The organism is Streptomyces sp. ME19-01-6, assembly GCF_033793745.1.
Classification (GTDB): Bacteria; Actinomycetota; Actinomycetes; order Streptomycetales; family Streptomycetaceae; genus Streptomyces.
This window is the reverse complement of the sequence record NZ_JARAXF010000041.1, coordinates 41,705-66,238: the sequence shown is the minus strand read 5'-3', so window position 1 is coordinate 66,238 and position 24,534 is coordinate 41,705. Positions and strand designations below refer to the sequence as shown.

Here is a 24,534-nt window from a genome sequence, read left to right as displayed (position 1 = left end):
GCGGTGGGGTGGGGTGGGGGTCAGGCCGCGGTCGGGAGGGCGTCGAGGTTGCGGATGGCTCGGTGGATGCGGCCGATGACCTCCGAGACGGAGGGCGGCTGCTGCTCGCCGATCGGGTTGGTGGCGACCCAGCTGGAGACGTGCTCGATGTAGTCGGGCACCTCCTCGCCGGGGGCGACCTCAGTGATGCTGGGCTTGGTCTCGAGCGCGCTGGAGATAGCCCGGATGGCCTGCATGGCTCCGGCGCTGGCGGCGATGATTTCGAGAGAGGCGACCTCGTCGGTGAAGAACTCGGCGGGCGGGGCGCAGCGTTCGGCGACGATGTAGGCGATGGCGCAGATGTCGAGCGGCGCGCAGGGGCCGGGGGCAGCGAACTGGTTGCCGGTGTGGAGGCCGTAGCGGTGCGCGTGGGCGGCGATGGCGGTGAGGTTGTCGATGGTGTTGGGCATGGCTGTCTCCCGTGCTGGCGGTGCCGTGGGTGTGGTGGTGGGTCGGTCCGGCCGCCGGGAGTTTTGGCGCTGGGCCGCCGGTGCTCGACCGGGGGCCGGACCCGTCTGGGGGTGCCTATTCGGCGTTGGTGCCGGGGTGTTCGTCGGCGCAGCCGGGGCACTGGGGGATCTCGTGGGCGCCGTCGTTGTACAGCCAGGCGTCGGGGTCGTCGACGTCGTAGAGGACGTCGCAGTGGCAGCTGGTGCAGCCGCAGCGGACGATCTCGCCATGGCGGGGCTGCCGGATTCCGGCGGCGGTGATCGCGGTGGTCATGTGGTCGAAGTACACGTCGTTGTCGGGGGCGTTGCGTGCGGCTTCGAGGGCGTGCTCGATGAGCTGCCGGGTGTCCTCGGGGAGCTCGGTGAGGTCGACCTGGGTGGGCTGCTGGTTGGTGGGCTGGCGCGGGATGCGGGCAGCAGTGATCACGCTCATGGCGAGCCTCGATTCATCAAACTCCGGGTGCTTCCGCGCCCGCTGTCGGCTCTTCGAGCATACCCCGTTATTCGCTACGTACGCAACGACTAATATGTGTGGGCATGAAGAAAGCCCCGCCCCAGATGGGGCGAGGCTGACTCTCTGCAGGCCCGGGAGGCCTTGCGGCCGTCAGGGCTCCCGCTGCTCCTGGCGCTCCCGCGCTGCCTGCCGCTGCGCGATCACTACATCACTGAAGCTCACGTAGTCGGCCCTGCCGATCCTCCGACGCTGGATCCGGTACCGGCTGATCCACCGCTTCAGCGTGCTCTCTGACGCGGGATACGGACTCCTCCGCAGCAGAGCGAGCGCTTGCCTGAGGGTTACCAGGTCGTTCGGCGCGGGCGTGGGGGACGGTATGGGTGCAGCCACGATCAGCTCCTGGGCGCGGGCCGTCGTTCGCAGCTCCGACCGGCCGAGACGTGTTTCGATGGGGACGGGTGGTGATTGTGAGACTTGCGGGGGGTGGGTCAGGTTGCGGTCCTACGGGCGGCGTATTTCGCGGCCACGTGGTGTTCGGCGATCTGCCCCAGCGTCCACAGGTTGGGGCGGCCGAGGCGGTCGGTGCAGTACCGGTTGACGCACGCCGCCTGGTCCTCTTCGTATCGCCAGAACAGCGACCAGCAGGAGCAGTTGGGGCACTCCTCGTAGCGAATGACGTTCTTGTCTCCCATGGCGATGGCGTGTTCGAGGCTCTGCCGGTGGATGATGGCGTCGCGGGCCATCTGCTTCTCCAGGTCCACGTGGGGTGTCAGCCGCACCATCCAGCCGTAAATGCCCTCGTCGATGGCCGGCGGGGGGCTGGCTTCGGGGACGACTTCACGGGTGTAGTCGACGACCTCGCGGGTGGATTTCATGAGGTGGTCGAGGATGTCGAGGTTGACGGGCTCTTGCGGGGTGGGGGTGGGGGTTCTTCGCCCGGATATGCGACGCGTGGTGGCGGGGGTGGTGAATTCCGCTGCAAGAAGCCGGAGGCGCGCTCTAGCGACGGCCGCGTCCGTGTCTTGTTCGCCCATGGGTCCCCATTCCATCGGCGGCCCGGTGGACGCGGAGCGTAGCCGTGGGGTGCTATGAGGCGCGCGCCGGGCCGGAGATTGTCACTCCGGGTGTTTCCGGACGCTTCATGATGTCACGGATGGTCTGCCTGGTGAACGAGTTGTGATATTTGATCTTTCCGGGCGTATCGACTGTTGCTGATCCGCGATATTCGACGCAGCGTCACATATGCCAGATATCAAAGAACATGCGGGGCTCGGCGCGCGGCCTGCAGCATCCCGGCGATCACCTGGTGCTGCTCGTCGTCGATGTGCCCGTGCATCTTGGCCCCGTCGACCACCAGGATCGCCGCCTCGAGGGCGATGTCGTACGCCTCCGCGGTGCCCGGGTCGGTGAGGGTTCGCCGGCGGTGAAGGTAGAGGGCCTGGACGGTCTCGGCGAGCTGAACCTCGGGGGTGAATGGCTGATCGTCGCGCGCGGTGCCCATGGCCGGCTCCTGACGATCGGTGGCCCGGGCTCGCCGTCGGCTGCCCAGGTGAATGACGCCCGGGGTTTCGGGTTCGGTGGGGGTAGGCGGTGTAGAGCCTGCCGGGCTGGTTCCAGGCATCGGCGTCTCCGCTCGTCCTCCGGCGGGGGAAGGGGTGGTCTGGCCCGGGCCGCCGGTGGTCCCGTGCCGGACTGCCACTGTCCCACCGTTGCCTGTGGGGTGGTGTAGTGGGTCCGGGTATTTGACGCTGATGTGACCCCGGCGGGTCCTGTTCCGGTCGTATGGGGTCTGGGTATGGCGACGCCCCCGCGGTGTTGGTGGGAGCGGAGTTTTGCCGACAACGAACCCATCAGCGCCACGGGGGCGGAGACCTCACGGGCGCGCCCGTCAGATACGGGGATTGTAGTGCGGGAGGTGTCCAGGCTGGTAGTGGGGTTGCCCGGATGTGTCGGGCCGGGCGGCGCAGGGCGGGGGTGCCGCTCGGGGCAGGGGGCAGCTGGGGGCTGCGATCCACCAGGCCGCTCCCCCGTCCCCGGCGGCCGCCGACCCCGTGGGCCAGGCGGCGCCACCACTGTGCGACGTAGATATATGCACGCGGAAGGCATCGGGGGCTACACCACTCGAACGGGTGACGGAAATCCGCGGCAAGTTGGGCGGAATCCCGCCCACAGGGAGTGTGCAACGCCAGGGAACCCTTGACAAAAACGGAAGGCCCCGTTCCGTCTCGTGATGAAGACGGAACGGGGCTCGGGATGCGGATCAGACCAGCTCTGCCAGCTCCTTGGACAGCTGCCGCAGGTCGTCGGGCCGCATGTGCTCGCGCAGGATCTGCTTCATCGCCGACGGGTTGTGCCACGGCATCACCACCGCGACCGGCTCACCGGATGCTGACTTCATTACGCCGTAATGATCCGAGCCGTTCGCCCTGTTCTCTCCTCGCTCCCCCTCGCCGCTGCTGCTGTTCGGCTGGGGAGACGGATCGGTCCGGGTTTCGGAGGACGTCGCTGCCTTCTCGGCGAGCTCATCCTCTCCACGGATCCCCTTCTCGCGGCTCTCAGCGCGCTCATCCTCGAGAGGCTTCTCCCAGGGCTGCTTCGTCTTCGTTCGCTCGGCTGTCTTCTTGCGCTTCAGCTCGTCCAGCGCGGCCTGTTGCTGCTCGGGAGGCTTGTTGCCGACTCGCCGCAGGAGCTCTACTGATTTCTCCTCGCCGTTCTCGAGTCGCTGCTTCAATTCGGGTGTCAGGCCGAGCAGGGCGAGCCGTTGGGATACCCATCCCTGTGATCGGTGCAGCCGCTGTGCCAGCGCGTCCTGTGTGCCATGGATCTCGAGAAGCCTCTGGAGGGCTTTGGCCTCATCGAGTGGTTCGAATGCCTGGCGGTGGATGTTCGCGACAAGGGCCCGCTCGAGGATCTGACCGCTGTCTTTGGCCGTGTCGTCGACCGCCACCTTCACCGACGACAAGCCCGCTTCCCTGGCAGCGGCGAGACGCCGATTCCCCTCGATGACCACGTACATGGCCCGAGGCTCCAGCTCGTCTTCCCGATCCGGGTTGGCGGTCAGGTATGCCTCGCGGGTCATGATGTCGAGAGGCTGACTCTGGCCGTGGTCGCGAAGGGTGTTGGCCAGGTCGGTGACGTCGCCGAGCTGTTCCCTCGGGTTGTCGGGGTTGTGGCTGATGAGGTGCAGCGCGAGTTGGGTAGGGGCGCTGCCTTCTAGGGCGTTCTTGATGGCGCGGCCGCGGGCGGACCGGGCTGTGCCAGCGCGTGCGAACGCTGAGGAGCCGCCCATCTCGTCAGCTTTGCTCACGGCGCGTCCCCGCGATCTGCCGCATCGCCTCGGCCTGGTCGGACAGTGGCGCGTAGTCCAGGAGCGGGCTCCTCTTGCGGACAGCTTCTCGCTGCTCCTTCAGGTCGCCGATGACAGCAAGCACGGGCGGATCTCCTATTGCCTTCCATCCGCTGAGGGAGGAGGTGGCAACGTAGCCGCGGCGGCCGTCGTAGAGGTTGACGACCAGGCCGAGGTAGTCGACGTCGATCTCCAGGTCTTCGGTGAGAGATTCGATCTGGTCGACGAGCATGCTGTAGGCGGTGGCGGAGCTGTCCTCGGCGAGGACGGGGACGAGGGTGCCGGAGCGCTTGCCGGGTTCGTTGTCGCGGCGGCGCCCGTAGTAGATGGCCGCGTCCATGGCGATGCCGAGGCTGGGCGGGCAGTCGACGACGATGACGTCGAAGTCGGCCTCGAGGGGTTCGAGGGCGCGCTCGAGGGTGGTTTCCCGGCGTCGGATGCGCGTGTTGGTGGCGATCTTCGCGTCGAGGAGGAAGCCGTCGAAGCAGGCTGGGAGGACGTGGAGGCGCTTCCCGAAGCGCTCGCCCTCTATGGCCACGAGGAGGTCGCGGAGGTCTCCTCGGCCTTCGGCGCACATATGGGCGACGAGGCTGTCGTGGCCGGGCGGGATGGGCTCGATGCCGAGTTGGTCGCTGAGGTGTCCTTGGGGGTCGTAGTCGACAAGGAGGACCCGCTTCCCAGCCTCGGCGTACGCCTGGGCGATCCCCGCGGCCACGGCGGTCTTGCCGACGCCGCCTTTCTGGTTGCACACGATTTTCCGCTCGGGGATGCCCGTGGCCGGCTGCGCGGCGGGGGATAGGTTGGCGTCGAGCCAGCGGCGGACGGACTGGGCGAGCCCTTGAGTGTAGGAGACGCCGCGGTCGGTGCAGGTGTTCTTGAAGGACTCGTAGAGGCCTGCCGGGAGCCAGGTGCTGAACGAGTCGGCGCCTGCGGTGTCGATGGCGGCGAGGGGGCGGTCGTCGGCCTGCCAGTCGGTGATGGCGGTAGTGACAGCATCTTGGATGTCGATGCCAAGTTCAGCCGCGCGGACTTTGAGTTCTTGACGGAGGGTGCTCGGCAGCTTTGACGCCACCTTTTCCCTGTCGCCGTCGGGGTAAGGGGATGCCATGGCGTCACCTTACTGACTTCTACCCGCCGGGTATCAACCGACCTGGGCGTGTCGCCCGGTCCCGTTCGCTTCATTACGCCGTAATGAAGGAAGCGCCAGGCTCGGGACCGTGGTGCTGGGGGCGCGTCATTACGGCGTAATGAAGTTTCAGGCGGCCGGGCGCTCGAGGTCGTCGTCCTCGCAGTCGGTGGCCGCCGCGGGTTGGTCGTCGGCATACACCGGCTCGACGAACAGGTGCTGGCGTTCCCAGAGGGGTATGGGCGCGGCCGGCGCCGGGCGACCGGTGGCGATGGGGCGTGTCTGCTGCATGGGTGTCTCCATTCAGACGGTGGGGTCGGTGGCGCCTGGCTGCTCCCCGGCTGCCGTGTCCAGAGGTGCCCGGCCTGTGAGGATCGCCAGCAGGCTCTCTCGCTGCTCGGCGGGAAGGGTGTCGGCAAATCGGCGGGCGTGCAGGGCGCGGTCGGTCAGGCGGTCGATGGTTTCGTCCTGCTCGAAGATGGCGGCCCGGGCCTGCTCCAGCTCGGCGGCGAGCTGTTCGCGGGTGGGCTTCTCGTACGGCTGCCACCAGGCGGGCGGCTCGGCGAGGAGGCGGGTGGTTCGCTCCTCGATGGCAACGTTCTGGCCGCGCTCGTCGAGGGTTTTACGGCCGTCGGCGTCGAGGACGAACGCTTCGTAGCTGATGAAGCGGGTGCCGTCCTCCTGGTCGGTGATGGTGAGGTCGCTGTCTATGGGCACGTCGTTCGGGTTGATGCCGTTGGCGGTCAGCCAGTCGCAGAGGGCCTTGCGGCGGCCTTCGATGGGGTACTTGGCCATGGATGGTCTCCGTTCAGGCGGTGCGTTGGAAGGCGGTGGGGATGGCGGGAGTCTGCCCGGCTTTCTGGGCGCGGGCGATCCGGATTGCAGCCTGCCGTACGGCGTCGGGGTCGTTGCCCCCGCTCTGTGCCTCGGCGGTCTCGAGGGCCACCTGAGCGTCGGTGAAGCGTTCGGCTGGCTCGCGGAGGTGCGCGTACTCCCCGGTGCCCCACTCGCGTTGGAGGCGGGGTTTCTGTCCGGCGGGCGGGGTGCGGTTGATGGCGGCGAGGGTCTGGTGGAAGCCGGGGGCGGCGTCGTCGCGGGTGCGGACGGGCGCGGGCTCCTCGGGGCGCTCGGCCGGGCCCGGGTCGGCGGCCGCGGCGTTCCCGGCGGGGGTGATGGGGCCGGGCGGCAGCACCTTCACCGCGTGCACCGTGCCGTCGCCGACCGCTTCGTTGAGGGCTGTGGTGATGCCGGCGGCTTCCCAGCGGAGTTTCGTGGCGGCGGCTGTGGTGGCGGGCCGGAGATACAGGGTGCGGGTGTCGGTGTCGTACCGCTCGGGTGCGGCGTGCTCGGCGAGGTGGGGCATGAGCTGGGGCCAGCGGGCGGTGATGAGTCCGGCGGCGGAGGGGCGGCGCCAGCCGTAGGTGTCGGCCAGGTGCTCGAGGATGCCGTCGAATCGCAGCGGGTCGCGGCCGTTGCCGCGTTCGGCTCGGCGCCGTACAGGCTTGCGCTTGGCGGGTCCAGTGGGTCGGGTGCGGGCGTCGGCTTGGGCGCGGCGGAGCATCTGCCGGGCAAGGTCCGCGCCTCCGGGCGTCTGGGGCTCGGTCACTGCTCGCCTCCGGCCGTCTCGTCGTCAGCGTCGTGGCAGGCACATAGGCAGGTGGAGCCGTCGTCCTGGCAGCCGTCAGGGGCGTGCCGCCCATCGCCGCAGACAGGGCTGGAGTAGGCGCGGACAGTTTCACGGATGGCGCGCTCCTTGGCATCGGCCAGGGCCCGATCGCGAAGGGAGTAGCGAGCTTCCAGAGCGGTCGGGTAGGCGCTGCGCTGGGTGCTGTCGCGCTTGAGGGCAGCGTCAATGACGGCGAGGGTGTCGCGGGCCTGGTCGATGGCTTGCACGCGGCAGGACGCGTCAATGGTGAGTTGGCAGAGGCGGCGGACTTCTGTGAGAGCGCGCTCGGCGGCGGTCATGGTCAGGCTCCCATGCGGTAGTGGGCGGAGGTGCGGAGGCGGTCGGCGCGGGCGGTGAGCCAGGCGCCGTAGAGGTCGACGGCGTCGTCCTCGCCGTACTCGGTGATGTGGTCGGCGACGATGCCGAGGTCGAACTGGGCTGCCGCGTGGGCCTCACGGCGCTCCTGGTCGGTGCGCGCGGCCATCTCGGCGGCGCGCTGCTCCTCGAGGGCCCGCTGTTCGGCGGCGCGCTGCTGGTGGTAGGCGTCCCACTCGGCCGGGCTCATGGCCCGGGGGCCCGGCTGCTGCTGCTCGGCGCGCAGGGCGGCGGCGATGACGCGGTGGGGTTTGGCGGGTCGCCAGGTGTGCCCGTCGCGGGTGGTGCGGCCCATGGCGGACAGCCAGGCGAGGATGTCTTGCTCGTCTCGGCCGTCCAGGACGGGGTCGACCAGCGACCAGGAGAGCTGTCGGTGGCTGGCTGTCTGGAGCCAGTTCACGAGGGGCCGGATCCAGCGGGCGATGCGGTCGGCCTGCTGGGCTGCTGCTGCGGTGACGGTCCGGCCGAGGATCGTCGGCTTCTTGGTGCGGGGGGGCTGGATGCTGTTGGCTGCCCGAGCTTGCTCGGTAGTAGTAAAACCACCCTCTACCTGAACCTGACCCTCTTCCTTAACCACGGTCAGGGAAAGGGGCGCACGGCCCTCGGAGGGGGTCGAGTTATCCACAGGCTTCAGGGTGCTCGAGACGGTCTGCTGGCGGCGCTGGTCGACGACGATGCGGGCCGTGTAGCCGCTGCCGATGAGGCGGTGCCCCATGGCGTGGTCAAAGCTCGGCGGGATCGTCGCGGCGTACATGGTGGCGGTCCCGGCGTACCCGGTGAGGCCGCGGGCGCGGCGGGAGTTGTGCTGGGTGCCGTGAGAGGCCCACACCAGGGCGCCGAGCTCGCGCAGGTACTTCGCGTGCCGCTTCACCGTGGCGCGGTGGATGCCGAGCCGTGCGGCGGTGCCGTCGAGGTCGTAGATGGCGTGTCCGGTGTCGTAGTTCATGCGCATGGCCAGGTCCTCGGCGAGGAGGAGGGTGGTGGCGTTCGCGCGGGGGTGCAGGCCGGCTGCGATCAGCCACACCACCGCGCGAAGCCACCGGCGGGGGCCGGTCCGGCGGGATGCGGTGTGCTCGAGTTCTTGGGCGGCACCGCGGACCAGGCCGGCCTGCTCCGCACTGTAGTCGCTCAGGCGTTCGATTTCAGGTGTGTGGGTGGGCGTGTCACCGGGGCGCGGAACGCCGACCTCAGGGGTGAACTTTGTTCGCGAATCGCCCATAGGGGCGTCGCCAAGCTGACAGGAAGGGTGCGCGTGCTGCACTATGGACCTGCTTTCACTGAGCGGGTACGAAAACGGCCCCGCTGTCGGTGGTGAAGGTGGGTGGGAACCCAATCGCCCAACCGGGACGCCAACCCCGGAAGGGCCTTAGCTCGGGTCGCCAAACCCGAGCCGTGGAATGAAGGCCGCGCACGGTGCGCCAACACCAGCGGCCAGGCGGTAGAGGAAGGCCCCTCGCCAAAGGGGCGCAGACCTCCCGCCGTCAGAGCGCTAAGTCACCTGATCCCCCTCAGCGGGTGGGGTCTGTGCCGCGCGAGCCTTCTCGTATCGCTCGCGGGCGACGATGAACGCCTCGTTGCTACCGCCCCGGTCCGGGTGGGCGGTGGCCATGGCAGCCTTCAACTCGGCGAGGTTCGGCTTCTGGTCGTAGTCCGGCAGGGCGGGCTCGTTCAGGTACAGGTGCCCGTCCTTCTCCCACCAGCCCCCCGACCGACGGCGGATCTCACCGTCGCGTTCGATCGTCTGCCGGTCCACGAATCGGATGGAGGCCCGACTCACCCATCCGGTGACGTCGTAGTAGATCCGCTTCGCCGTCTTCTTGACGACGGGAAAACGGATGACACGCAGGACGTCTCCAGCGTCGATGGCGTACAGACACTCGACCTTCTCGGGGGCCGCGCTCATCGCTCGCCCTCCGTCCAGCCATGGGCGGCTCGCTCGTGTTCATCGGCGGCGGCTTGGGCCTCCGCCTCAGTGCGCCTGGCGCCGTACTCGTCATCGCACTCGGTGCACCACCAGGCCCACGGCCACTTCCGGGCGTACCGGCGCATACGACCGCTGACCCTCAAAGCCTCGTGCCACTGCAGGCTGGGTTCCACCTTGGTAAGCCGAGACGCAGGCGTGGCGAGACGGTCCTCGCCAGCGGCGGTCACGCGGTGGTGGGGGTCGAAGTGACAGGGCTCGCGCTCAACGCCGGTGTGATCTTCGCGGCGGAGCTGCGGGTCCAACTGTCATACGGGGGAGCACCCCGGGTACTCTGGGCCATGTCGGCACCTTCATTCGTTCGAGCGGTGTGGTGTCGAACCGGCCTCGCGCCAGGTGTTTGCCGCACCTGGGATACCGCGGGGCCGATCCTTTTGGAGTTGTGGGGCCAGACCCTACCTGAGTAGTCGTCTGGCGTAGCGCCCAGCCTACCTGTTGACGCTGACATTGCTCCACCTGCTCCCGGGTCGTGTCGGATCGTCAGATTCATCAGCAGATATCCAGGTCATCGCACATGTGTCCACGGGCCGTGCCGTGTCCTACAGAAACGCACAACAAATAACCCTTGATCGCGATCGCCTTCCCTGGGCAACTACGAAGCTCTGGCCAGCGAAAACGAAGTAGACGACTCCGGCGGTCGGCCGGTGAGGGGGATCGGTTCGGCGGTCACGGGAGGCTCCTCCTCGGCGGCGTTGCGGCGGGCGGTGCGTGCGGCCGTGGCCTTCGCGCAGCACACAGGGCAGCGGCATTTGGCGTGGTTGTAGCGGGACTCCGCGTGGGGCATGGACTGGGCTCGTACGGCGCGGTTGTGGGCCTTCGCCTCGTCCAGGGCGGCCCGGAACGCGGGGTCGGCCTTGGCGTGTTGGGCGGCGACGTTCCGGGACACCCCGGCCTTCTCCGCGGCTTCGGTGAGCTTGGCGCCGGCGGTGACCGCGTCGAGGAACGCGGCCCGGGCGGCCGTGTCGAAGGCGACGGGGCGCCCGCGGCCCCGCGCGGCGGCACTGCTGCCAGGAGCGGTCATGAGCGGTCTCCCCGAACCGACGCCAGCCGCGCCTCGCCGTCCGCCGGATGCTCCTCCGCGCCCGGGGGTGGGAGGACGCGGGCGATCCGCTCGGCCATCGCCGCGTACCCGGCGTCGGCGAGCTGGTCGCGAGCAGCAGCCAGCCGCTCGTGCTCCCACCGGCTGCCCTCAACCGCCCGTTTCCCGCCCAGGTACCCGACGGCGAGCGCCAGGTCCCATATCTGGCGCACCAGGTCTTGATCCGCGTCGGGCCACAGGGCTTCCGGGAGCTTGGACGGTCGGCCGACCGCATCCAGGGTCGCGGCGGTGATGTGTGCGGCCAGCACCTCGGTGGAGCGGACGATCCGCTCGTCCAGGGCGCGGGCGACGGCGGCCGGGTCGGGGGTCGGGCCGGCCGCGGGCTGGATGTGAGGCTGGGTGGTCATGCTGCGGACTCCAGGACGATCGAAGCGGCGACAGGGAGGGGGAGGGGGAGTTGTTCCGGGCGGGCCACCACGAGCCGCAGCCGGGGGCCGCACGGGGATCGGCGGGCAGCGGCCAGGGCCTCGGCCGGTATCGGGCTGGGGCGGCGGCCGCGCGGCATGTGCTGGAACCCGGAGATGACGATCTGCTGCGGCATGCCCGGGGCGATGCGGCGTTGTCTGGAGCCGTCGCCGTTCGGGGCTGCGGCGATCGGCCAGCGCCCGTCGGGGCGGATCCGCACCCGCTCCGGCAGAACCCCGAAGCGGCGAGCCGCGCCGAGCAGCTCCTCGCGGGAGGCCGTGTCCTTGTCCAGGCCGAGGAGCCCGCACAGCAGGGAGCGGTGCCAGTTCGCCGTTCGTACGTCCATCCCGGCCCGGTACGCGACCAGTTCCTCGTCCGTCTCCCGGGCGAGTGCCGCCAGGAGGGCCTGCTTCTGGTCGGTGCGGGCCTCGGCGAGCACGGCGGCCGGCGGCCGCGTGGTGTCGGCCTGGCGGCGCTTGATGAGCGCGCGGTGCCGGTCGAGGGACCGCTGCCCGCCCCAGATACCGTCCGGCTCCGCCAAGTGCCCGTCCGGAGTCTCGCTGTTCGCGTACACCCGGCATGCGGCCAGCACAGGGCACGCCTCGCACACGGCGATCGCCGTACGCTCCCGGGCGATCCGCTTCTTCTGCGGCTCCGGATCGTCGTCCGGGCGGTCCACGGTTCCCCATGCGTCGATGTGCAGTTGCGGGTCCCCGAGGGCCTGCCCGGGGAAGTCGGCCACCGAGGCGGGTACGGGTGCGCAGCCGCGGTATCTGTAGTGCCGGTGCTCGGTCAGTAGGGCGCGGGCCTTGAGGCTATCCATCGCCGTCCCCCTCCGTATGGTGCGGGTTGTGCAGGTAGTGCTGTGCGAGGGCGTCATCCAGGACCAGGTCCGCGGCCCGCAGGACCGCCTCGGCCGCCAGCCGGCCGTCCATGGCCCGGCGCGCCGCCGCCGTGCTGGCGCGGTGCCCGCGGGTGAGCGCGGCCTCGTTGATACGCCGAGCGGCGCGCTCCTCGATCAGAGCGCGCCGCGTGTGCCACCAGCCGACTGCGGCCAGGGCGAGGGCGGTGGTGAGCACCGCCGCAATGCCGTACACCACGGCGCCCACCTCCATTCGGTTGTTGGGTGTCAGCCGCCCCGGTGGGTCGGGGACGGGGAGTTGTGCAGGTCGGCCATCACGCGGCCACCGCCATGCCGGCCTTCTTGGCCTCGCGCTGCTCCCGGCGTCGCTGCGCGCGCGCATCACGGCAGGGTTGGCAGGAAGGCAGAACTCGCATGTTGTGGTGAGCGTCGTAGCCCTCCGAGGTTCCGCACTTTCCTGTCCAGTCCGGGAAGGCGGCCGGGTCATCGATGGTGTCGTCGTCCCACGCGCCGACCGGGGCCCACTGACGACTGGCAGCATGGTTACGGGCCCGGCTGTACGCCTGGTTGTCCACACCATGCTCGCGGGGGTCGGCGCGCCACAGCTCGTCGTACAGGCTGCGCACCGCTCGTCCTGTCTGGACGATGACGTGATCCCGGTGAAGGGTGGCGCCGAAGTTCCCGTCGGTCATGCCGAGCCGGGCGGCGAGGTGGTGCTGTGGCCAGCCTGCGGCGACGAGGGCCTGGAGACGGCGGCTGGCGCCAGCGGCGTTGATGACGGTCTTCCCGCCGAGGTTGTCCAGGGTGGGCTCGACGGCGAGAACCGCGGCCGCGAACGCCGGGCGGACCTGCGCCTGAGGCGGCGTGCCGCGCTCCGGCCGTCCGTTCAGCACAGCCTGCAGGCGCTTGCGGTCAACGTTCGCGGCCGTCGCGATGGCGCGCAGGCCCATGTCGCAGGACTGGAGGTTGCGGATGTGCTGGCGGACGGGTTCGGCGTCCACGAACGGCTGCCATTGGCCGCGCCGGATAGCGTGCTCGCGGGCGTCGTTGTACTGGGCGACGGCCCAGCCGCAGGTGTAGCAGCGGCATCCGTCGAGCCGATACCGGGCGTAGCCGTGAAGGCGCTCCGAGGCGGCCATCAGGCGGCCCTCCTCTCAGCATTGTTTGCGGCCTCGACGCCCCAGCCCTCGCCGAAGATCGCGGTGAGCGTGGAGTGGGTCCGCTCCCGGCCGGGAGCGTCGTCCACGTGGGTCGGCTCGACGCACCAGTCGTAGCCGCACTCCGGCCTGACGTAACCCTCGGGCTCGCGACCCGTGCGAATCTGAAAAGCGACCGCGCGAGGGCTGTACCCCTGACCGAGGTACGAGAGGCGGTACGGCACGCCGTTGGCGCTGCTCCCAGTCCACAGCAGATGCCCGCCATCGGCGGGCTCGGTCCGGGACCGGAAAGCAGCCTCAAGACTCTCGGCCGCCTTGGGGCCGAGGCGAGGCACCTTCGGCAGACCGAGCAGCGCGCGGGCTGGCGCAACGGTCCTGGTCGCATCGACGTGGAGCCGCTGGGCAATGGCCCGGTTGGACAGGCCCTGGCGGATGAGCGCGGCAACATCGTCACGGACCTTCATCAGGCGGCGCCCCTCTCGCCGCTCGGCGTGGCCTCCAGCTCGGCGATCCGGTTCCTCATCAAGGCGCCGAACTCCACCGACCCATCCTTCGACGGCACCATCACGCCAAGCAGCTTGAACTTCTCGCCCTCCAGCAGGTTCTGCCGCATCGAGCGCACGTTGTTCCAGCCGTTACGGACCTTGCCCATCAGGGCCTCCAGCGGCTCTTCGGAGGTTCCCTTCTCCGCTGTGGGCTCCGTGGCCTGCTGACGCGTGCTGGCGGTCTGCCGCTCGGTCGGCCGCGCGTGCTGCGGCTCCGGCTGCATAGGGCGGCCGGCCGCGCTGTCCTCCTCGGCGGTCTTCGGGTGCTCGGCCTGCGCCTCCCGCAGATCCGACTTCGCCCACAGATCCAGCGCCGCACCGAACCGCATCGCCGCGTTCCGCAACGCGTCGCCGATCGCTTCCTTCACCGCGTTCGGCCCAGACTTGCCCTGCGAGTCGCCATAGCCGAGACGGCTGTGGCCGCACACCGTGAGGCGGATCCACAGACCACCGAACCCGTCGAACTTCGGCAGCCCGGCGTCGTCCAAGGCCAGCGGCTCCCAGTCCCACAGCGGGTCCGCGTCCAGCAGCCGGTTGGTCAGCTCAGCGTGTCCGACGTAGTCCAGGTGCATGTGTGCGCTGGTGATCCAGTTATCGCACTCGCGGCACTTCCCTTTGCGGTGGTTGTCGCACTCCTTCATGGGGGACTTGGAGCACTTGCCGCAGGTGATTTTCGGGAGGGGGTTGATCTGAGCCCTGGGGAACGGCTCGCGGAGCTTCCGGAGTCCGTTGGCCTGGTTTTGGGTGTGCGAGGTGGGGCCCTCCGCCGTGATGCTGGCGGGGGCCTCGGTGGCGTTCGCCATGTGAGGTCTCCAGGTATGGGGTTGTGATGTGGTGCAGCGGTACGGGGCCCGGTTGTCGGCGTCCAGACCCCGCCCGCGAGGGCCGGCTACTTCACGGCCGTGGCCTTCTTCACCGGGAACGCCTTCGCCAGCGCGGCGATCGCAACCTGCCGGGCGTTCAACGCGTAGCCGCGCTCCGTGGCCTGCTCCGGGTCCTTCGCCATCGCGTCAACCTGGTCGAACAGGTCCTTCGGGATCCGCACGTTCAGGCTGACCTTGTCGGGCGCGGACCCGTGGGGGGCACGGACCGGCGCCGGCGGCGTCCACTTGCCGTCCCGGAACGCCTCCAGGCCCTTCACGACCACCGACGCCAAGTCCTTGCCCTTCTCCTCGGCCGCGGCCCGGACGTGGGTCCGGAACTGCTTGTCGACGTGAAGGCTGTAGTTGGGGTCAAGCCCGGCGTCGATGCTGGCTTGCAGGGCGACGGACTTCTCGGCGCGCGTGGCCCACTCGATGGTGGTCTCGACCGCCTCGGCCATGCCGGGCTCGCCCTGCTCGCGCAGGAAGGCGGCGGCCTGGCGGGCGACGGGCAGGGCAGCGGCGATCCGTGTCCGCTGGGTGGGGGGCATGGCGTGTCCTCTCGGCGGCCGGCGTCCTTCCCGGCGGCCGGGCGGGCGCCTGTCGTTGATGATGGGCACGCCCAGTGTCCTCCTTTTCTTCGTTGCGTACGTATCCAGGGGCCTGGTTTCGGCCCGGTGGTGTGTTGGCGGTTCCAACTCTACACACAAAGTCGCTACGTACGCAACGAGAAACGTGCTACGGTGGTGTCAACGCCACAACAAGGGGGCCACCGATGAGGCACACCGCACACCGCGCCATCCACGCCGCACTCGCCACCAGCAGCGGACTCGCCCACGCCGCCCTCGGCCACCTCCCCCTACTCCGCCACACCCTGGCCACCGCCCACCGCGTACAGATCGCCTACGTCAAGGACGGCGGCGAGGCCAGCGTCCGCATCATCGAGCCCGAAGAGGTCCGCCGCTCCAAGACAGGCGACTGGTACGTCCGCGCCCACGACCTCCTCCGCGACGCGACCCGCTCCTTCCGCCTCGACCGCATCACCGCCTACACGGAGACCGCCTGACCGGGGCAACGCCCCCGCCGAACCGCGCCACGATGGACCGCAACCCGAGGAGCCCCGCATGACCGAACTCGTCGACGTCCCCTACGAGCTGGCCTGCACCATCGGCGCCGACCAGGGCTACAACGCGTGGCCCTGGTACGCGGACAGGCACGCCGCCCACTGGGCCGCCACCCCGTACCACCACGGCGGCGAGCAGGTGCTGATGCTCCTCGACGGCGACATGCGCCACGCCACCCGATCCAGCGTCGAGGCCACATACGGCCCGCTGACCGAGGTCCCGCACTGCGCCGGATGCGGCAGCTACCTCTTCTACCGGGAGGGCGTCGCCTGTCGGTCTCTGGCCTGCACCCAGGCATGACCACCCACCCCGACCCGACAAGGAACAAACTGGTGACCGACCTCTTTCAGCTCGCTGACGAGCCGCCCCCGAACCAGCCCGGCCCCGACGCGAATGAATGCCACTGCCAGCCCGGTGACACTCAGTACTTGCTCGCCATCGAAGAGGGACAGGCCGTCCTCCTCCACGCCGCGTGCGGGAAGAAGCCATCCGCCTTGGGCGAATGGCGCGACCTCGTCGATATGAACCCGATCCCCGTCACCGTCGAATGGGAGTCGGAATGCGACGGCTCGGAATGGCACGGCGACCACCGATGTGACTGCAACTCCTGGGCGCAGGTCACCGCCACCAGCGTTCCCAAGGATGTACGCGTCGCTGCTCTGAACGCCTACCGCCAGGCCGCCGCTGCATCCCAGCAGCAGAACCTCGGGCCCCGAGCATGACGAAGGCCACCGCCCCCGGTGGGGTGGTGGCCCGAGCATGGTCACACGCCGCTTACAACGCGGACAGCGTACCCGAATACCTCGCCACCTACCAGACCCGAACCAAGGAGACCCGCATGGCCAACGCCCACACCGTCGAGTTCGGATACCTCGGCGACAGCCGCCCCGTCCCGGACCTGACCATCACCACCGACGACCCCAACGAATTCCACCGCGCAGTCGTACGGCACGCCGTCCCGTACCTGCGGCCCGTACTGGAGAAGATGGGCCGCCCCGAGCTGGCCGACTGCATCTTCCAGATCGACAAGGACCGGACCATGGGCCAGTTCCTGTGGCTGGACTTCCAGTCCGGCAACGGTGCCCGATTCTGCGCCGCCCGCATCACCACCGCGCAGGACGAAGCGGAGCGTCCCACCTCGTGACCTCCCGGCCCGCCCGGCAGGCGCCTCTCCTCGGCCTCCCCGAGCAGGGGCGCCCACCCGTGTACTGCCGCCGGTGCCGTCGCGAATTGGTCGACGCCGAGTCACGTAGGCGCCGGTACGGGGCCGAATGCGATCCCGACAACCGCACCCCACCCGCCCGCGAGCACGACGTCGAACAAGACCCGCTCCCCGGCACCTAGGAGACCCACATGAACGCGTCCCGCCGACCCACCCCCGCGCAGCGTGTCCTTCTGAACCACATCGCCTGCGGAGAGGTGGCCCGCGTTCACCACGCCCGCGCAGGCTGGTCGGTCCGGCTGACTACGGTGCGCAGCAGGGGTGCTGGCGGCGGTCTTGGCCGCAAGGTGGACATGGCCGTCCGCGTCCTCGCGGAGTTCGGGTGGGCCTACGAAGGCGCTCACGACCGTCGCACCGGTTACATCTGGCACCTCACCGAGGCAGGGCGCGCCCAGCTTGAGAGTGATCCGCTCCCCGGAACCTGATCCGGGTTGTCAGCGGGCACCACTACACTTCCCACCAGCACCACAGCGGCAAGACGCGAACGCCGCCAGCCCAACGGCCCCGCTCCCACGCAGCGACCAGGCCAGGCGAAGGTCTCCCGGGGCCCGCGCAGCTTCACCGACACGGAACCCCTCTGTTCGGCGGAAGGCGTGGGCACCGCCAGAACCAGGAGCGTCACCGTGCCGAAGAAGCAGCCCACCGCCTCCAAGAAGGCCCGCGCCGCCCAGCGCGCGTCCGGCGGCAAGCACACCACCCTCCTCCTCGACGCCCAGACCTGCGGCAAGCAACTGGACCCCTGGGACGGCTTCCCCGAGACGTGCACCCGCCCCGCCCACGACGACACCGAACCATGCAGCCTCAACCCCAACTTCGACGTCGACGCGTGGAAGACCAAGGAAGCCGCCGAGCACACCGCCGCCCAGGCGCGCTGGTCGGCCCTCACGCCCGAACAGCGCGCCGAAGAAGAGCGCCGCATCTTCGAGGACGAGCACGACGACGGGCGCACCGCCACCGACGACTACGAGGACGCCCGCTCCTGGAAGTGGGAGGACTGACATGCTCGCCGAAGCAGAGAAGAGCATGTGCGAGGCCATCGAATGGTCCCTGTGGCAGGACCTCGCCGACTTCATGCACCGTCACAACATCCGGCCGTCGAACGCCCCGATCGCCCTCGACGACAACACCGAACCGATCAGCCGCCTCCTGGACTGGGGAGTAGACCCCCTGCACGACCTGCGGCAAGCCTCACCAGGCGGCCCCTGGTATGTCATCGACCCGGGCCGCACCATCCACGGCGGAGGAGTGCGCGACGACTGGTTTCTCCTGCGCTGGGAAACAGCCCGCTGGGTGGTCCACTCCAACCACAACGATGTCTCCGGTCGGAAGGACTGACGTGCCAAAACGCGACGTCGAGGCCGTCATCAAGGCCAGTAATTGGGTCCGGCACGGCACCAACCACTGGGGCGGAAGCTTCACCACCTGCACGTGCCCCAAGTCGCCGTGCGGCGGTGTGGCCGACGACGACGAACTCGACGACTGCCCCGAGCACTCCCAGAACCCCAACCAGCTGTGGCACTGGGCCGCCGAGTGCCCAGGAACAGCGAAGTAGCGGACTCGACACGACGGTCCCCGCGCCAACCGGGCATGGGGACCGTCGTCGTATCCTCCTCTGGCTACGCCTCGATCGGCTCGACCAGCACCGACCTGCGCAGCTGCTCCAGCTTCTCCGGCATCGGCGACCACCCCCACTCGCCCGCCATCAACACGTTCAACGCCACCATCCCCCGCCCGTACGCCAACCGGACCCCCTCCGCCCCCAACGGCACCCCCTCAGGCCAAGACCGCTCCACCCCGCCCCGACTCATCCCCCGGGCCCGCAGCGACACCCACAACGCGGTCTTCTCCCCCTCCAGATCCGCGACCAGGCCGTCCCGTACGGCCAGCCAGCGGCGCACCGCCACCCGCGTGCCCTCCCGTAGCCGGTAGGTCTCCACGCCTGGCGCCGGGCCCAGCGCGTCGGCCGCATCGAGCACCGCCCGCTGGGTCGCTGCCGGAATCCGGCGCGGCCGGCCCGCCAGCACCTCCGACACGGTCACCGGCGACACGCCCACCAGCGCGGCGATCTCGTCCCTGCGCTGCCCGCGGCCCTTCTGTGGCCGCCGCCGCACCGCGATTGTCTCCATCCCCTTCCCGAGGTCGTCCAGGCGCATCGCCGCCAACTCCCCCGACCGGGCCCCGCAGTCCAGGACGATCGCCACCATTGCCAGCAGCCTGGTGCGGTCCTCGAACGACAACCCGGTGCCGTCCCGCGCCAGCGGCCCGCTCGCGGCCATGTCGGCGAGCTTCCGGTACAACACCGCCTGCTCGGCCGGAGTCACTGTCGGCCGCGGCGGCACGTTGTCCAGCGCCGGCAGCCACACCTCCCGGCCCGGCACCGCCGCCTCGGCGAGGATCCCCAGGCAGTCCCGCACGATCCGCTGCGTCGCCAACGGCAACGGCTTCCCCACATCCTCCGCCCGGTGCCGCAGCTCGCCCGCCGCCGCCAGACCCCAGAACGCCTTCAGCGCGGGCGTGGTGAACAACTGGCCCACCGACCGGCCGGCACGCACCGGCATACCCTCCCGGCCCACCGCCCGCCCCCACATCCCCGCGACCATCCGCAGCTGCTTCGCCCGGTTCGCCGACACCCCCGCCGCGAGCTGGTCGACGAGCGCATCCAACTGCCGTACCGACTGCGGCTTCCGCTCGCTCACTCCTGCTCCTTCTGACGTCGCCGCTCGGCGACCTTCAGCCAGGGATTCTCGTGCCTCGCCTGCGCCCGGTCCAGATACTCCCGCTTCACCACCGCCGAGCCCTCCTTCCAACGGCCCTGCTTGGTCGGGTCGCCGCCGGCGTCCGCGATCTCCTGCGCGCCGCCCCGGCGCAGCCCATGCGCGGTGACGTCCTGCCAGTTCTTGAGCCCGGCCTTGTGGGCGCGGCCGCGGACGATGTCGTTGATGGCGTCGCCGGAGAGATGGTCACCGCGGCCGGTCGCGGTGGACCGGTTCTGGAGCGTCCCGGCGACGGTCAGGGCCCGGATGAAGGCACCGTCGCGGACGCCGAGCCGGTGGAGCATGTTGAACCAGGCCCGGGTCGCATCGACTGGGCAGAGGAGGAGGTCGTCGGGCCGGGCGGGGATGAACGTCTCCTCGCCCTTGGCTGCCTGGTCAGTCTTGGAGGTCGCGATCCAGGAGGCGACACCGTCCTCCTCTACTTCGAGATCCTGAATGATCAGGTCGGCGAGTTCGATGCGCCGGTTGAGATTCCCGCGGCACAGGATGAGCAGGCACCGGTCCCGGATACCGATGGGGTGTCGCAGGTCGCAGGTGTCGACCATGGCGCGGAACATGGGGTCGGTGATGGCTGGGGCCTTCTTCACCCGGTTCCGCTTTGCCCACGACTTGCGGTACTCGTTGAGCATGCCGCGCGCGACTTTCGTGCCGGGTTTGGCGTCCTCGGGCTGCCACGAGCGGATCGCGGCCATGTGGGTGTTGATGGTGTTCGGCCGGTACTCCCGCGCGATCAGGCTGGCCACGTACTCGATGTACGTGGCCGTCGTGCACGGCCGGGCGACACGGCCCATCTCGTCGCACCAGTCCTGGAACTTGCCGCGCTGGGAGCGGTAGTTCCGGTCGGTGTTGTCCGGGGCCGATTCCTCGTCGATCCGGCGGGCGGTCTCCTTCGAGACGTAGAAGTCCGCCGCGGTGTACTGGGGCCGCTCGGCGGTGGGTAGCTCCCCGGGCCGCAGGACCAGGTGCCGGTCGATGGCGGCACGGGCAGGTGCAGCGGCCGGCCGGGCCGGGGCAGGGAGGCGGTCGTCGTCCACCAGCTCGGCGTCGACCACCTCCAGGTCGTCGTCCATGGCGTTAGCCCCCGAGCTGCTGACGGATCTGCGCGAGCTGGGCGTTCTCCCACCGGGCGAGGTAGTCGGGGTGGTCCCTCCACTGCTCGCCCGCGCCAGTCAGGCAGTGCCAGGCGCGCGCGACCTGCTCGTCGTCGCCTCGGCTCAGGAGGCCCACGAGCAGTTCGGCCGTGGCCGTGATCGCGTACTTGTTGGAGTTCGAGACGCGTGAGAAGCGCTCCATGGCGGCGCCGTCCATGGTGGGGTCGTCCATGGCCGCCGCGTGCTCCTCATCGGCGCGCTCGTAGATGAAGGCGTGCAGTGCCTGGACGTCGTCGGCGGTGGGCACGGTGATGGCCATCGAGCGATTCCCTTCCCTGGGCTGCTCACGCAAGCAGCCTCGTATAAGGGAATTTATACGAGGGTGATCACTGGCGTTGCCCCGGCGCGCACATCGGGGACCCTAGACACACGTTAAGAGCTTCTGTGAGAGCGATCCTCCGGCCCGGGGCGTATCCGATACTGGGGCGATGAGCGACGCTGAGCAGCGCGAGCCGAACGTCACCTACACCGCCCCGGTCGGCTCCATCGATCTCCCAGCCTTCGACGAGGAAGGCGTGGCATACGAGATCGTTGCCTGCGACGAATGCCTGCCCTGGTACGCCGAGGTGGTCGTGACCGATGGCGGCATCCTGGTGCGGGAGTGGCACGCCGTCGACTGCCCAGCGTTCGAGAGCCTGCTGACTGGCGACTGATCACCAGGTGCGAGGTGGCGCACATCACATGTGCACGAAGCGAAAGGTGAGGCGGGCGCAGGGTGATTGGAGGGAAAGGGACGCGGGTGTGGCCACGGCCGTGGCACAACACCACAGGTCTCTTCTCCTAGACTCCTTACAACGCAAAGGAGCCCTGTAACTCCAACCCCCGTTGGCCTGAGAAACCGAAGGGTCGGAAGGGCTCCCTGCACGGTGCTCCACCAGCCCATCTCAGCGCGAGATCAGGGGAGGCAACACCAGCAATGCCATACAAGCACCCGTACCTGCGGGCACGCAAGCACGCTGCCCACTGGCTGTACCAGCACGCGGAACGCATCCGTCGGTACCAGCGCCTCGGACTCACCGAGCTCTACCGAGGCGCCGCGTACACCACCGGCGCCGGGGCGGTGACGCTCCTCGGCGTCTGGATCCAGAACCACATGTGACACCCCGTGGGGCCCGGTAGCTCGCCGGGCCCCACGCTCGGTGCACATCAATCCCCGGACGAGCGGGGCAGGTACTTCACAGCTGGACAAGCAGCTAGGTCTGAGCCATCCCCGGACGAGCGGGGCAACTTCATCTTGCCCTGGGGAAAGTCGTCCGACCCCACCAGAACAGCCAGTACGCCCGCCTCGGGGCGCGCCGCGTCGACCAGGATCTGCATCGACGGGCCGGGCAGCCACGCCTGCACCAGGCTGCTCCCGCACTTGGGGCAGAACGGCACCGACAGGTCCAGGCCACGCCGCCGGCGCACCTGATCCCCCACACTCGCCTGCCTCGACCGCCCGCGCCGCTTCGACCTCTTGCGCGCCCGCGCCTTCGCCATCGGTCACCTCCGGCGCCACAGCGTAGAGGCTCAGGCACCGCCTCATCACGTGGCCGCTGACCTGGGGTTTTGCGAAGCACACATGTTTGCAATCATGGGTTATTTGTTGTGCGTTTCTGTAGGACACGGAGCGCTGACCAGGCCGTTGCCATGGTGCTCCCGTCAGTAGCGGCGGCGATCGGCGGGCAAGCCGAGCAGCCCCGTGCCGCCTGTGTCGCTGGGTTTCGGGTCGGGCGCGCCGTCGCGGCGGCACACCAGCGCGTCAGGGTCCCAGCTCGGCGCCTGGAGGCTGTAGCCGTCCGGGCAGTTCGGTCCGGCAGACCCGGCCGGGCCGCGGTCACCGGTATCGCCCTTCGGCCCCTGCTCCCCCTGTTCCCCCTGGGGCCCTTGCGGTCCAGCCGGACCGACAGGGCCGGCCTGGCCATCCGTACCGTCCGCTCCGTCAGCACCGCTCTTCCCTACTGTGCCAGGCTCTCCAGGCGAGCCGGACGGGCCAGGGCTCCCCGGCGAGCCGGACTTGCCATCGCTGCCGTCGGCCCCAGGAGGGCCGGTCGGCCCTGGCGGACCAGACGGGCCCACATCCCCTGGGGCGCCCCGCGATCCTGGAGGGCCAGCCACCGGAGACGCGCCCAGTCCTTGCACCTGCGCGGCCAACTGGTCCCGCGCGCGGTTCGCGTCCGCCAACTGCTTCGACAAATTGAGGAAGGCCCACAACCCCGCCGCCATCAGCCCGGCCGCCAGCAGCGCCGCTAGGGCGGCCGGAAGATAGTCACCCACCAGAACGCGAACGGACGCGCGCCTCCCGCCGGACAGCTTTCGTTTGTGGGCTCCGGTCATGCCCCCGCTCCTCTCATGACCATGATCAGCGGCAGCACGATCCCGATCAGCGGGATGATGACGGACGCAACCATCCACCGGCGGGTCTGGGTGACCCGCTCGGCGTCCTGCGCCCGCAGCGCCTGCAATCCCTCCACCGCTTTCGTGAGTTTCGCAATGTCTTTCGCTACGCCGGCCTTCTCGACGGCGTACACGTCCAGGCTGACCATGCGGTCGAGCCGGGCGTTGAGCCCTGCCATGTCGTCGCGGATATCGCCGCGCATGAGCTCGATGAGCCGCCCCAGCTCGCCCAGAGACGGCTCACCGGCCATGTCGTGCTCCGAGGGTGCGTAAGTTCGTCAGGACACCGAGCGGACCGGCCGCGCGACGGCGGACGCCGGAACCGGTGCTGTGACCTGCGTGCGGTCGAACATCGCGACGACCGCGCTGGCGAACGACATGACGACCGCCTGCTGGTCGACCGACCAGTCCAGGCCGAGGCCGACCGCAAGAGCGAGGCTGGACTGCACCAGGCCGAGGACGGCTGCGCTGATTCCGTCGTTGGCCATCACGGCCAGAACGACGCCGACGCACGCCGCGGCCACGGCGTTGATCCATGCCTGCTGTTCGGTGGACACGTCCATTCCGAAGGCGGCCGCGAGCTTCACGATGATCGCGAACAGGCCCAGGATGAGTGCGGGCTCACGCCCGAGGATCTTCACGGGTACTCCTTGGAGAGGGTGGAAGAGGGGTCAGAGTTTGGGGACGCGCAGCTTGGCCCAGCTGGTCTTTCCGGGAATGCCGTCGGCTGCTGCCCCGCTGTAGCCGAGCTTTCGCTGCCACGCGGCGTAGGAGCGACGGTCGGCTTCGGTCCAGTTCGGGCCGGGCCCGCTGCTGTAGGCGCTGCAGCCCTCGGCCACGAGTCGGCGTCCCATCGCGGTGATGATGGGGCTGTGCCGGCCGCCGTGGAAGAATCCGGCGCCCGGGTACGGCTCGTAGGACGGCGACGGCTTCGGGGCGGGCTTCGACGGGCTCGGCGATGGCTTGCCGTCCGAGGCGTCCTTCGCGTAGGCCAGGACCTTGTCGAACGGCAGGGAGCCCGGATCGCCGTGGTCGTTCTCGGGGACGTGCTGATGTCCCAGCCATCCGTAGTAGCCGTTCCACTGGGATTGCGTCAGGCGCACCCCATTGGATCCGTAGGAGGCCGGGTACGCCTTCCATGTCACGGTGGACGACAGGCGTATCCCGTGCTTGTCGTGCGCCCACTTCACGAACTCGGCCAGCTCGCGCAGGGCCCAGTCCGGGGCCTCGGGCCAGAAGATGTGACTGGTGTTCTTCCCGCCCCACTTCTTCGACGTGCCCGGATCGCAGGTGCCGACCAGTTCGACCTGGACGGCGTTGGCGGTGTTCGTCTCGACGCCGCCCGTCTTGTTGACCAGGGCGCGCGCCGACTCGTCGAAGTCGAAGTGCTGGTGCCAGTCCAGGCGCTTGTTCTTGAAGTCGGGCACTGCGGTGAAGTTGGGCGCGGAAGCCCCGCCGCCGTAGGTGGGCAGCGTCTTCCCTTCGGTGGTGTGGATGACGCCGACGTTGGATTCCATAGCGGA

Annotated in this window: 38 protein-coding genes; 11 read left to right on the top strand and 27 right to left on the bottom strand. The window is 69.5% G+C overall.

Annotated features, from left to right (window positions below; all coding sequences use genetic code 11):
* Positions 1 to 20: 20 nt before the first annotated feature.
* From PV419_RS46745 to PV419_RS46650, 20 genes are all read right to left on the bottom strand, one after another.
* Entirely contained in the window at positions 21 to 449 is a 429-nt protein-coding gene (locus tag PV419_RS46745) for a hypothetical protein (RefSeq protein WP_319699629.1), read from the bottom strand.
* A 115-nt stretch (positions 450 to 564) separates the two neighbouring features.
* Positions 565 to 921 carry a hypothetical protein gene (locus PV419_RS46740; protein ID WP_319699627.1) on the bottom strand — a complete coding sequence of 119 codons (357 nt, stop codon included), beginning with the start codon at positions 919 to 921 and terminating at the stop codon, positions 565 to 567.
* A 509-nt stretch (positions 922 to 1,430) separates the two neighbouring features.
* Positions 1,431 to 1,817 (bottom strand): hypothetical protein, encoded by a 387-nt coding sequence (locus tag PV419_RS46735; protein ID WP_319699626.1) that lies wholly within the window; start codon positions 1,815 to 1,817, stop codon positions 1,431 to 1,433.
* Positions 1,818 to 2,194: 377 nt separating this feature from the next.
* Positions 2,195 to 2,443 carry a hypothetical protein gene (locus PV419_RS46730; protein WP_319699625.1) on the bottom strand — a complete coding sequence of 83 codons (249 nt, stop codon included), beginning with the start codon at positions 2,441 to 2,443 and terminating at the stop codon, positions 2,195 to 2,197.
* A gap of 759 nt (positions 2,444 to 3,202) precedes the next feature.
* A complete protein-coding gene (locus tag PV419_RS46725) occupies positions 3,203 to 4,249 on the bottom strand; it encodes a ParB/RepB/Spo0J family partition protein (RefSeq protein WP_319699623.1) in 1,047 nt (348 codons plus the stop codon).
* The gene (locus tag PV419_RS46720; protein WP_319699622.1) at positions 4,236 to 5,396 is read right to left on the bottom strand and encodes a ParA family protein; all 1,161 of its coding nucleotides are present in this window, start codon (positions 5,394 to 5,396) and stop codon (positions 4,236 to 4,238) included. The genes PV419_RS46725 and PV419_RS46720 overlap by 14 nt, the downstream gene beginning before the upstream one ends.
* 147 nt (positions 5,397 to 5,543) lie before the next feature.
* Positions 5,544 to 5,705: a hypothetical protein gene (locus PV419_RS46715; protein ID WP_319699621.1), complete on the bottom strand. Its 162-nt coding sequence runs from the start codon at positions 5,703 to 5,705 to the stop codon at positions 5,544 to 5,546.
* A 12-nt stretch (positions 5,706 to 5,717) separates the two neighbouring features.
* Positions 5,718 to 6,209 carry a hypothetical protein gene (locus PV419_RS46710; RefSeq protein ID WP_319699619.1) on the bottom strand — a complete coding sequence of 164 codons (492 nt, stop codon included), beginning with the start codon at positions 6,207 to 6,209 and terminating at the stop codon, positions 5,718 to 5,720.
* A gap of 13 nt (positions 6,210 to 6,222) precedes the next feature.
* Complete coding sequence (locus tag PV419_RS46705; RefSeq protein ID WP_319699618.1) at positions 6,223 to 7,020, bottom strand: DUF721 domain-containing protein; 798 nt, start codon at positions 7,018 to 7,020, stop codon at positions 6,223 to 6,225.
* Positions 7,017 to 7,379, bottom strand: a complete 363-nt coding sequence (locus PV419_RS46700) for a hypothetical protein (RefSeq protein WP_319699617.1) — start codon at positions 7,377 to 7,379, stop codon at positions 7,017 to 7,019. Before PV419_RS46700 ends, PV419_RS46705 begins: the two co-directional genes overlap by 4 nt.
* 2 nt (positions 7,380 to 7,381) lie before the next feature.
* The gene (locus PV419_RS46695; RefSeq protein ID WP_319699616.1) at positions 7,382 to 8,674 is read right to left on the bottom strand and encodes a hypothetical protein; all 1,293 of its coding nucleotides are present in this window, start codon (positions 8,672 to 8,674) and stop codon (positions 7,382 to 7,384) included.
* A 270-nt stretch (positions 8,675 to 8,944) separates the two neighbouring features.
* Positions 8,945 to 9,358, bottom strand: a complete 414-nt coding sequence (locus tag PV419_RS46690) for a hypothetical protein (RefSeq protein WP_319699614.1) — start codon at positions 9,356 to 9,358, stop codon at positions 8,945 to 8,947.
* 670 nt (positions 9,359 to 10,028) lie between these two features.
* Positions 10,029 to 10,457, bottom strand: a complete 429-nt coding sequence (locus tag PV419_RS46685) for a hypothetical protein (protein WP_319699612.1) — start codon at positions 10,455 to 10,457, stop codon at positions 10,029 to 10,031.
* Positions 10,454 to 10,882 (bottom strand): hypothetical protein, encoded by a 429-nt coding sequence (locus PV419_RS46680; RefSeq protein ID WP_319699611.1) that lies wholly within the window; start codon positions 10,880 to 10,882, stop codon positions 10,454 to 10,456. Before PV419_RS46680 ends, PV419_RS46685 begins: the two co-directional genes overlap by 4 nt.
* Positions 10,879 to 11,763, bottom strand: coding sequence for a WhiB family transcriptional regulator (locus tag PV419_RS46675; RefSeq protein WP_319699609.1), 885 nt, complete (start codon positions 11,761 to 11,763; stop codon positions 10,879 to 10,881). The genes PV419_RS46680 and PV419_RS46675 overlap by 4 nt, the downstream gene beginning before the upstream one ends.
* Positions 11,756 to 12,040: a hypothetical protein gene (locus PV419_RS46670; RefSeq protein WP_319699607.1), complete on the bottom strand. Its 285-nt coding sequence runs from the start codon at positions 12,038 to 12,040 to the stop codon at positions 11,756 to 11,758. The genes PV419_RS46675 and PV419_RS46670 overlap by 8 nt, the downstream gene beginning before the upstream one ends.
* Positions 12,041 to 12,116: 76 nt before the next feature.
* Complete coding sequence (locus PV419_RS46665; protein ID WP_319699606.1) at positions 12,117 to 12,941, bottom strand: hypothetical protein; 825 nt, start codon at positions 12,939 to 12,941, stop codon at positions 12,117 to 12,119.
* Positions 12,941 to 13,423, bottom strand: coding sequence for a hypothetical protein (locus PV419_RS46660; protein WP_319699604.1), 483 nt, complete (start codon positions 13,421 to 13,423; stop codon positions 12,941 to 12,943). The genes PV419_RS46665 and PV419_RS46660 overlap by 1 nt, the downstream gene beginning before the upstream one ends.
* Positions 13,423 to 14,307, bottom strand: a complete 885-nt coding sequence (locus PV419_RS46655) for a hypothetical protein (protein WP_319699602.1) — start codon at positions 14,305 to 14,307, stop codon at positions 13,423 to 13,425. The genes PV419_RS46660 and PV419_RS46655 overlap by 1 nt, the downstream gene beginning before the upstream one ends.
* A gap of 86 nt (positions 14,308 to 14,393) precedes the next feature.
* A complete protein-coding gene (locus tag PV419_RS46650) occupies positions 14,394 to 14,915 on the bottom strand; it encodes a hypothetical protein (RefSeq protein WP_319699601.1) in 522 nt (173 codons plus the stop codon).
* 224 nt (positions 14,916 to 15,139) lie between these two features.
* Between PV419_RS46650 and PV419_RS46645 the strand changes: the two genes are divergently transcribed.
* The 9 genes from PV419_RS46645 to PV419_RS46605 all read left to right on the top strand — a co-directional run bounded on the left by PV419_RS46645 (position 15,140) and on the right by PV419_RS46605 (position 18,262).
* A complete protein-coding gene (locus PV419_RS46645) occupies positions 15,140 to 15,430 on the top strand; it encodes a WYL domain-containing protein (RefSeq protein WP_319699600.1) in 291 nt (96 codons plus the stop codon).
* Positions 15,431 to 15,488: 58 nt separating this feature from the next.
* Entirely contained in the window at positions 15,489 to 15,788 is a 300-nt protein-coding gene (locus PV419_RS46640; protein ID WP_319699599.1) for a hypothetical protein, read from the top strand.
* Between the two features lie 32 nt (positions 15,789 to 15,820).
* Positions 15,821 to 16,210: a hypothetical protein gene (locus PV419_RS46635; protein ID WP_319699597.1), complete on the top strand. Its 390-nt coding sequence runs from the start codon at positions 15,821 to 15,823 to the stop codon at positions 16,208 to 16,210.
* Complete coding sequence (locus PV419_RS46630; RefSeq protein ID WP_319699596.1) at positions 16,207 to 16,632, top strand: hypothetical protein; 426 nt, start codon at positions 16,207 to 16,209, stop codon at positions 16,630 to 16,632. The genes PV419_RS46635 and PV419_RS46630 overlap by 4 nt, the downstream gene beginning before the upstream one ends.
* Positions 16,542 to 16,832, top strand: coding sequence for a DUF6011 domain-containing protein (locus PV419_RS46625; protein ID WP_319699594.1), 291 nt, complete (start codon positions 16,542 to 16,544; stop codon positions 16,830 to 16,832). The genes PV419_RS46630 and PV419_RS46625 overlap by 91 nt, the downstream gene beginning before the upstream one ends.
* Before the next feature lie 9 nt (positions 16,833 to 16,841).
* Entirely contained in the window at positions 16,842 to 17,135 is a 294-nt protein-coding gene (locus PV419_RS46620) for a hypothetical protein (RefSeq protein WP_319699592.1), read from the top strand.
* A 198-nt stretch (positions 17,136 to 17,333) separates the two neighbouring features.
* Positions 17,334 to 17,708, top strand: a complete 375-nt coding sequence (locus PV419_RS46615; protein ID WP_319699591.1) for a hypothetical protein — start codon at positions 17,334 to 17,336, stop codon at positions 17,706 to 17,708.
* 1 nt (position 17,709) lies between these two features.
* Entirely contained in the window at positions 17,710 to 18,045 is a 336-nt protein-coding gene (locus PV419_RS46610) for a hypothetical protein (protein ID WP_319699589.1), read from the top strand.
* A gap of 1 nt (position 18,046) precedes the next feature.
* The gene (locus PV419_RS46605) at positions 18,047 to 18,262 is read left to right on the top strand and encodes a hypothetical protein (protein ID WP_319699587.1); all 216 of its coding nucleotides are present in this window, start codon (positions 18,047 to 18,049) and stop codon (positions 18,260 to 18,262) included.
* Positions 18,263 to 18,326: 64 nt separating this feature from the next.
* On the opposite strand, the gene PV419_RS46600 is transcribed toward PV419_RS46605, so the two are convergent.
* From PV419_RS46600 to PV419_RS46590, 3 genes are read right to left on the bottom strand one after another with little or no spacing between them, the layout of a single operon-like run.
* Positions 18,327 to 19,406 (bottom strand): LacI family DNA-binding transcriptional regulator, encoded by a 1,080-nt coding sequence (locus tag PV419_RS46600; RefSeq protein WP_319699585.1) that lies wholly within the window; start codon positions 19,404 to 19,406, stop codon positions 18,327 to 18,329.
* Positions 19,403 to 20,554 (bottom strand): integrase, encoded by a 1,152-nt coding sequence (locus PV419_RS46595; protein ID WP_319699583.1) that lies wholly within the window; start codon positions 20,552 to 20,554, stop codon positions 19,403 to 19,405. The genes PV419_RS46600 and PV419_RS46595 overlap by 4 nt, the downstream gene beginning before the upstream one ends.
* Before the next feature lie 4 nt (positions 20,555 to 20,558).
* Positions 20,559 to 20,894: a hypothetical protein gene (locus PV419_RS46590; protein WP_319699582.1), complete on the bottom strand. Its 336-nt coding sequence runs from the start codon at positions 20,892 to 20,894 to the stop codon at positions 20,559 to 20,561.
* 169 nt (positions 20,895 to 21,063) lie between these two features.
* On the opposite strand from PV419_RS46590, the gene PV419_RS46585 reads away from it, so the two are divergent.
* Together PV419_RS46585 and PV419_RS46580 are read left to right on the top strand one after the other, a co-directional pair.
* The gene (locus tag PV419_RS46585) at positions 21,064 to 21,288 is read left to right on the top strand and encodes a hypothetical protein (protein ID WP_319699580.1); all 225 of its coding nucleotides are present in this window, start codon (positions 21,064 to 21,066) and stop codon (positions 21,286 to 21,288) included.
* Positions 21,289 to 21,551: 263 nt separating this feature from the next.
* The gene (locus tag PV419_RS46580; protein WP_319699578.1) at positions 21,552 to 21,734 is read left to right on the top strand and encodes a hypothetical protein; all 183 of its coding nucleotides are present in this window, start codon (positions 21,552 to 21,554) and stop codon (positions 21,732 to 21,734) included.
* 47 nt (positions 21,735 to 21,781) lie between these two features.
* Here the strand turns inward: PV419_RS46580 and PV419_RS46575 are convergent, their stop codons facing one another.
* The 4 genes from PV419_RS46575 to PV419_RS46560 form a co-directional block, all read right to left on the bottom strand.
* The gene (locus PV419_RS46575) at positions 21,782 to 22,054 is read right to left on the bottom strand and encodes a hypothetical protein (protein ID WP_319699577.1); all 273 of its coding nucleotides are present in this window, start codon (positions 22,052 to 22,054) and stop codon (positions 21,782 to 21,784) included.
* A gap of 893 nt (positions 22,055 to 22,947) precedes the next feature.
* Complete coding sequence (locus PV419_RS46570) at positions 22,948 to 23,262, bottom strand: hypothetical protein (RefSeq protein WP_319699575.1); 315 nt, start codon at positions 23,260 to 23,262, stop codon at positions 22,948 to 22,950.
* Between the two features lie 27 nt (positions 23,263 to 23,289).
* On the bottom strand, positions 23,290 to 23,652 hold the full coding sequence (locus tag PV419_RS46565; RefSeq protein ID WP_319699574.1) for a hypothetical protein: 363 nt from the start codon (positions 23,650 to 23,652) through the stop codon (positions 23,290 to 23,292).
* A gap of 30 nt (positions 23,653 to 23,682) precedes the next feature.
* Positions 23,683 to 24,528, bottom strand: a complete 846-nt coding sequence (locus PV419_RS46560) for a peptidoglycan-binding protein (RefSeq protein ID WP_319699572.1) — start codon at positions 24,526 to 24,528, stop codon at positions 23,683 to 23,685.
* Between the last annotated feature and the right edge of the window lie 6 nt (positions 24,529 to 24,534).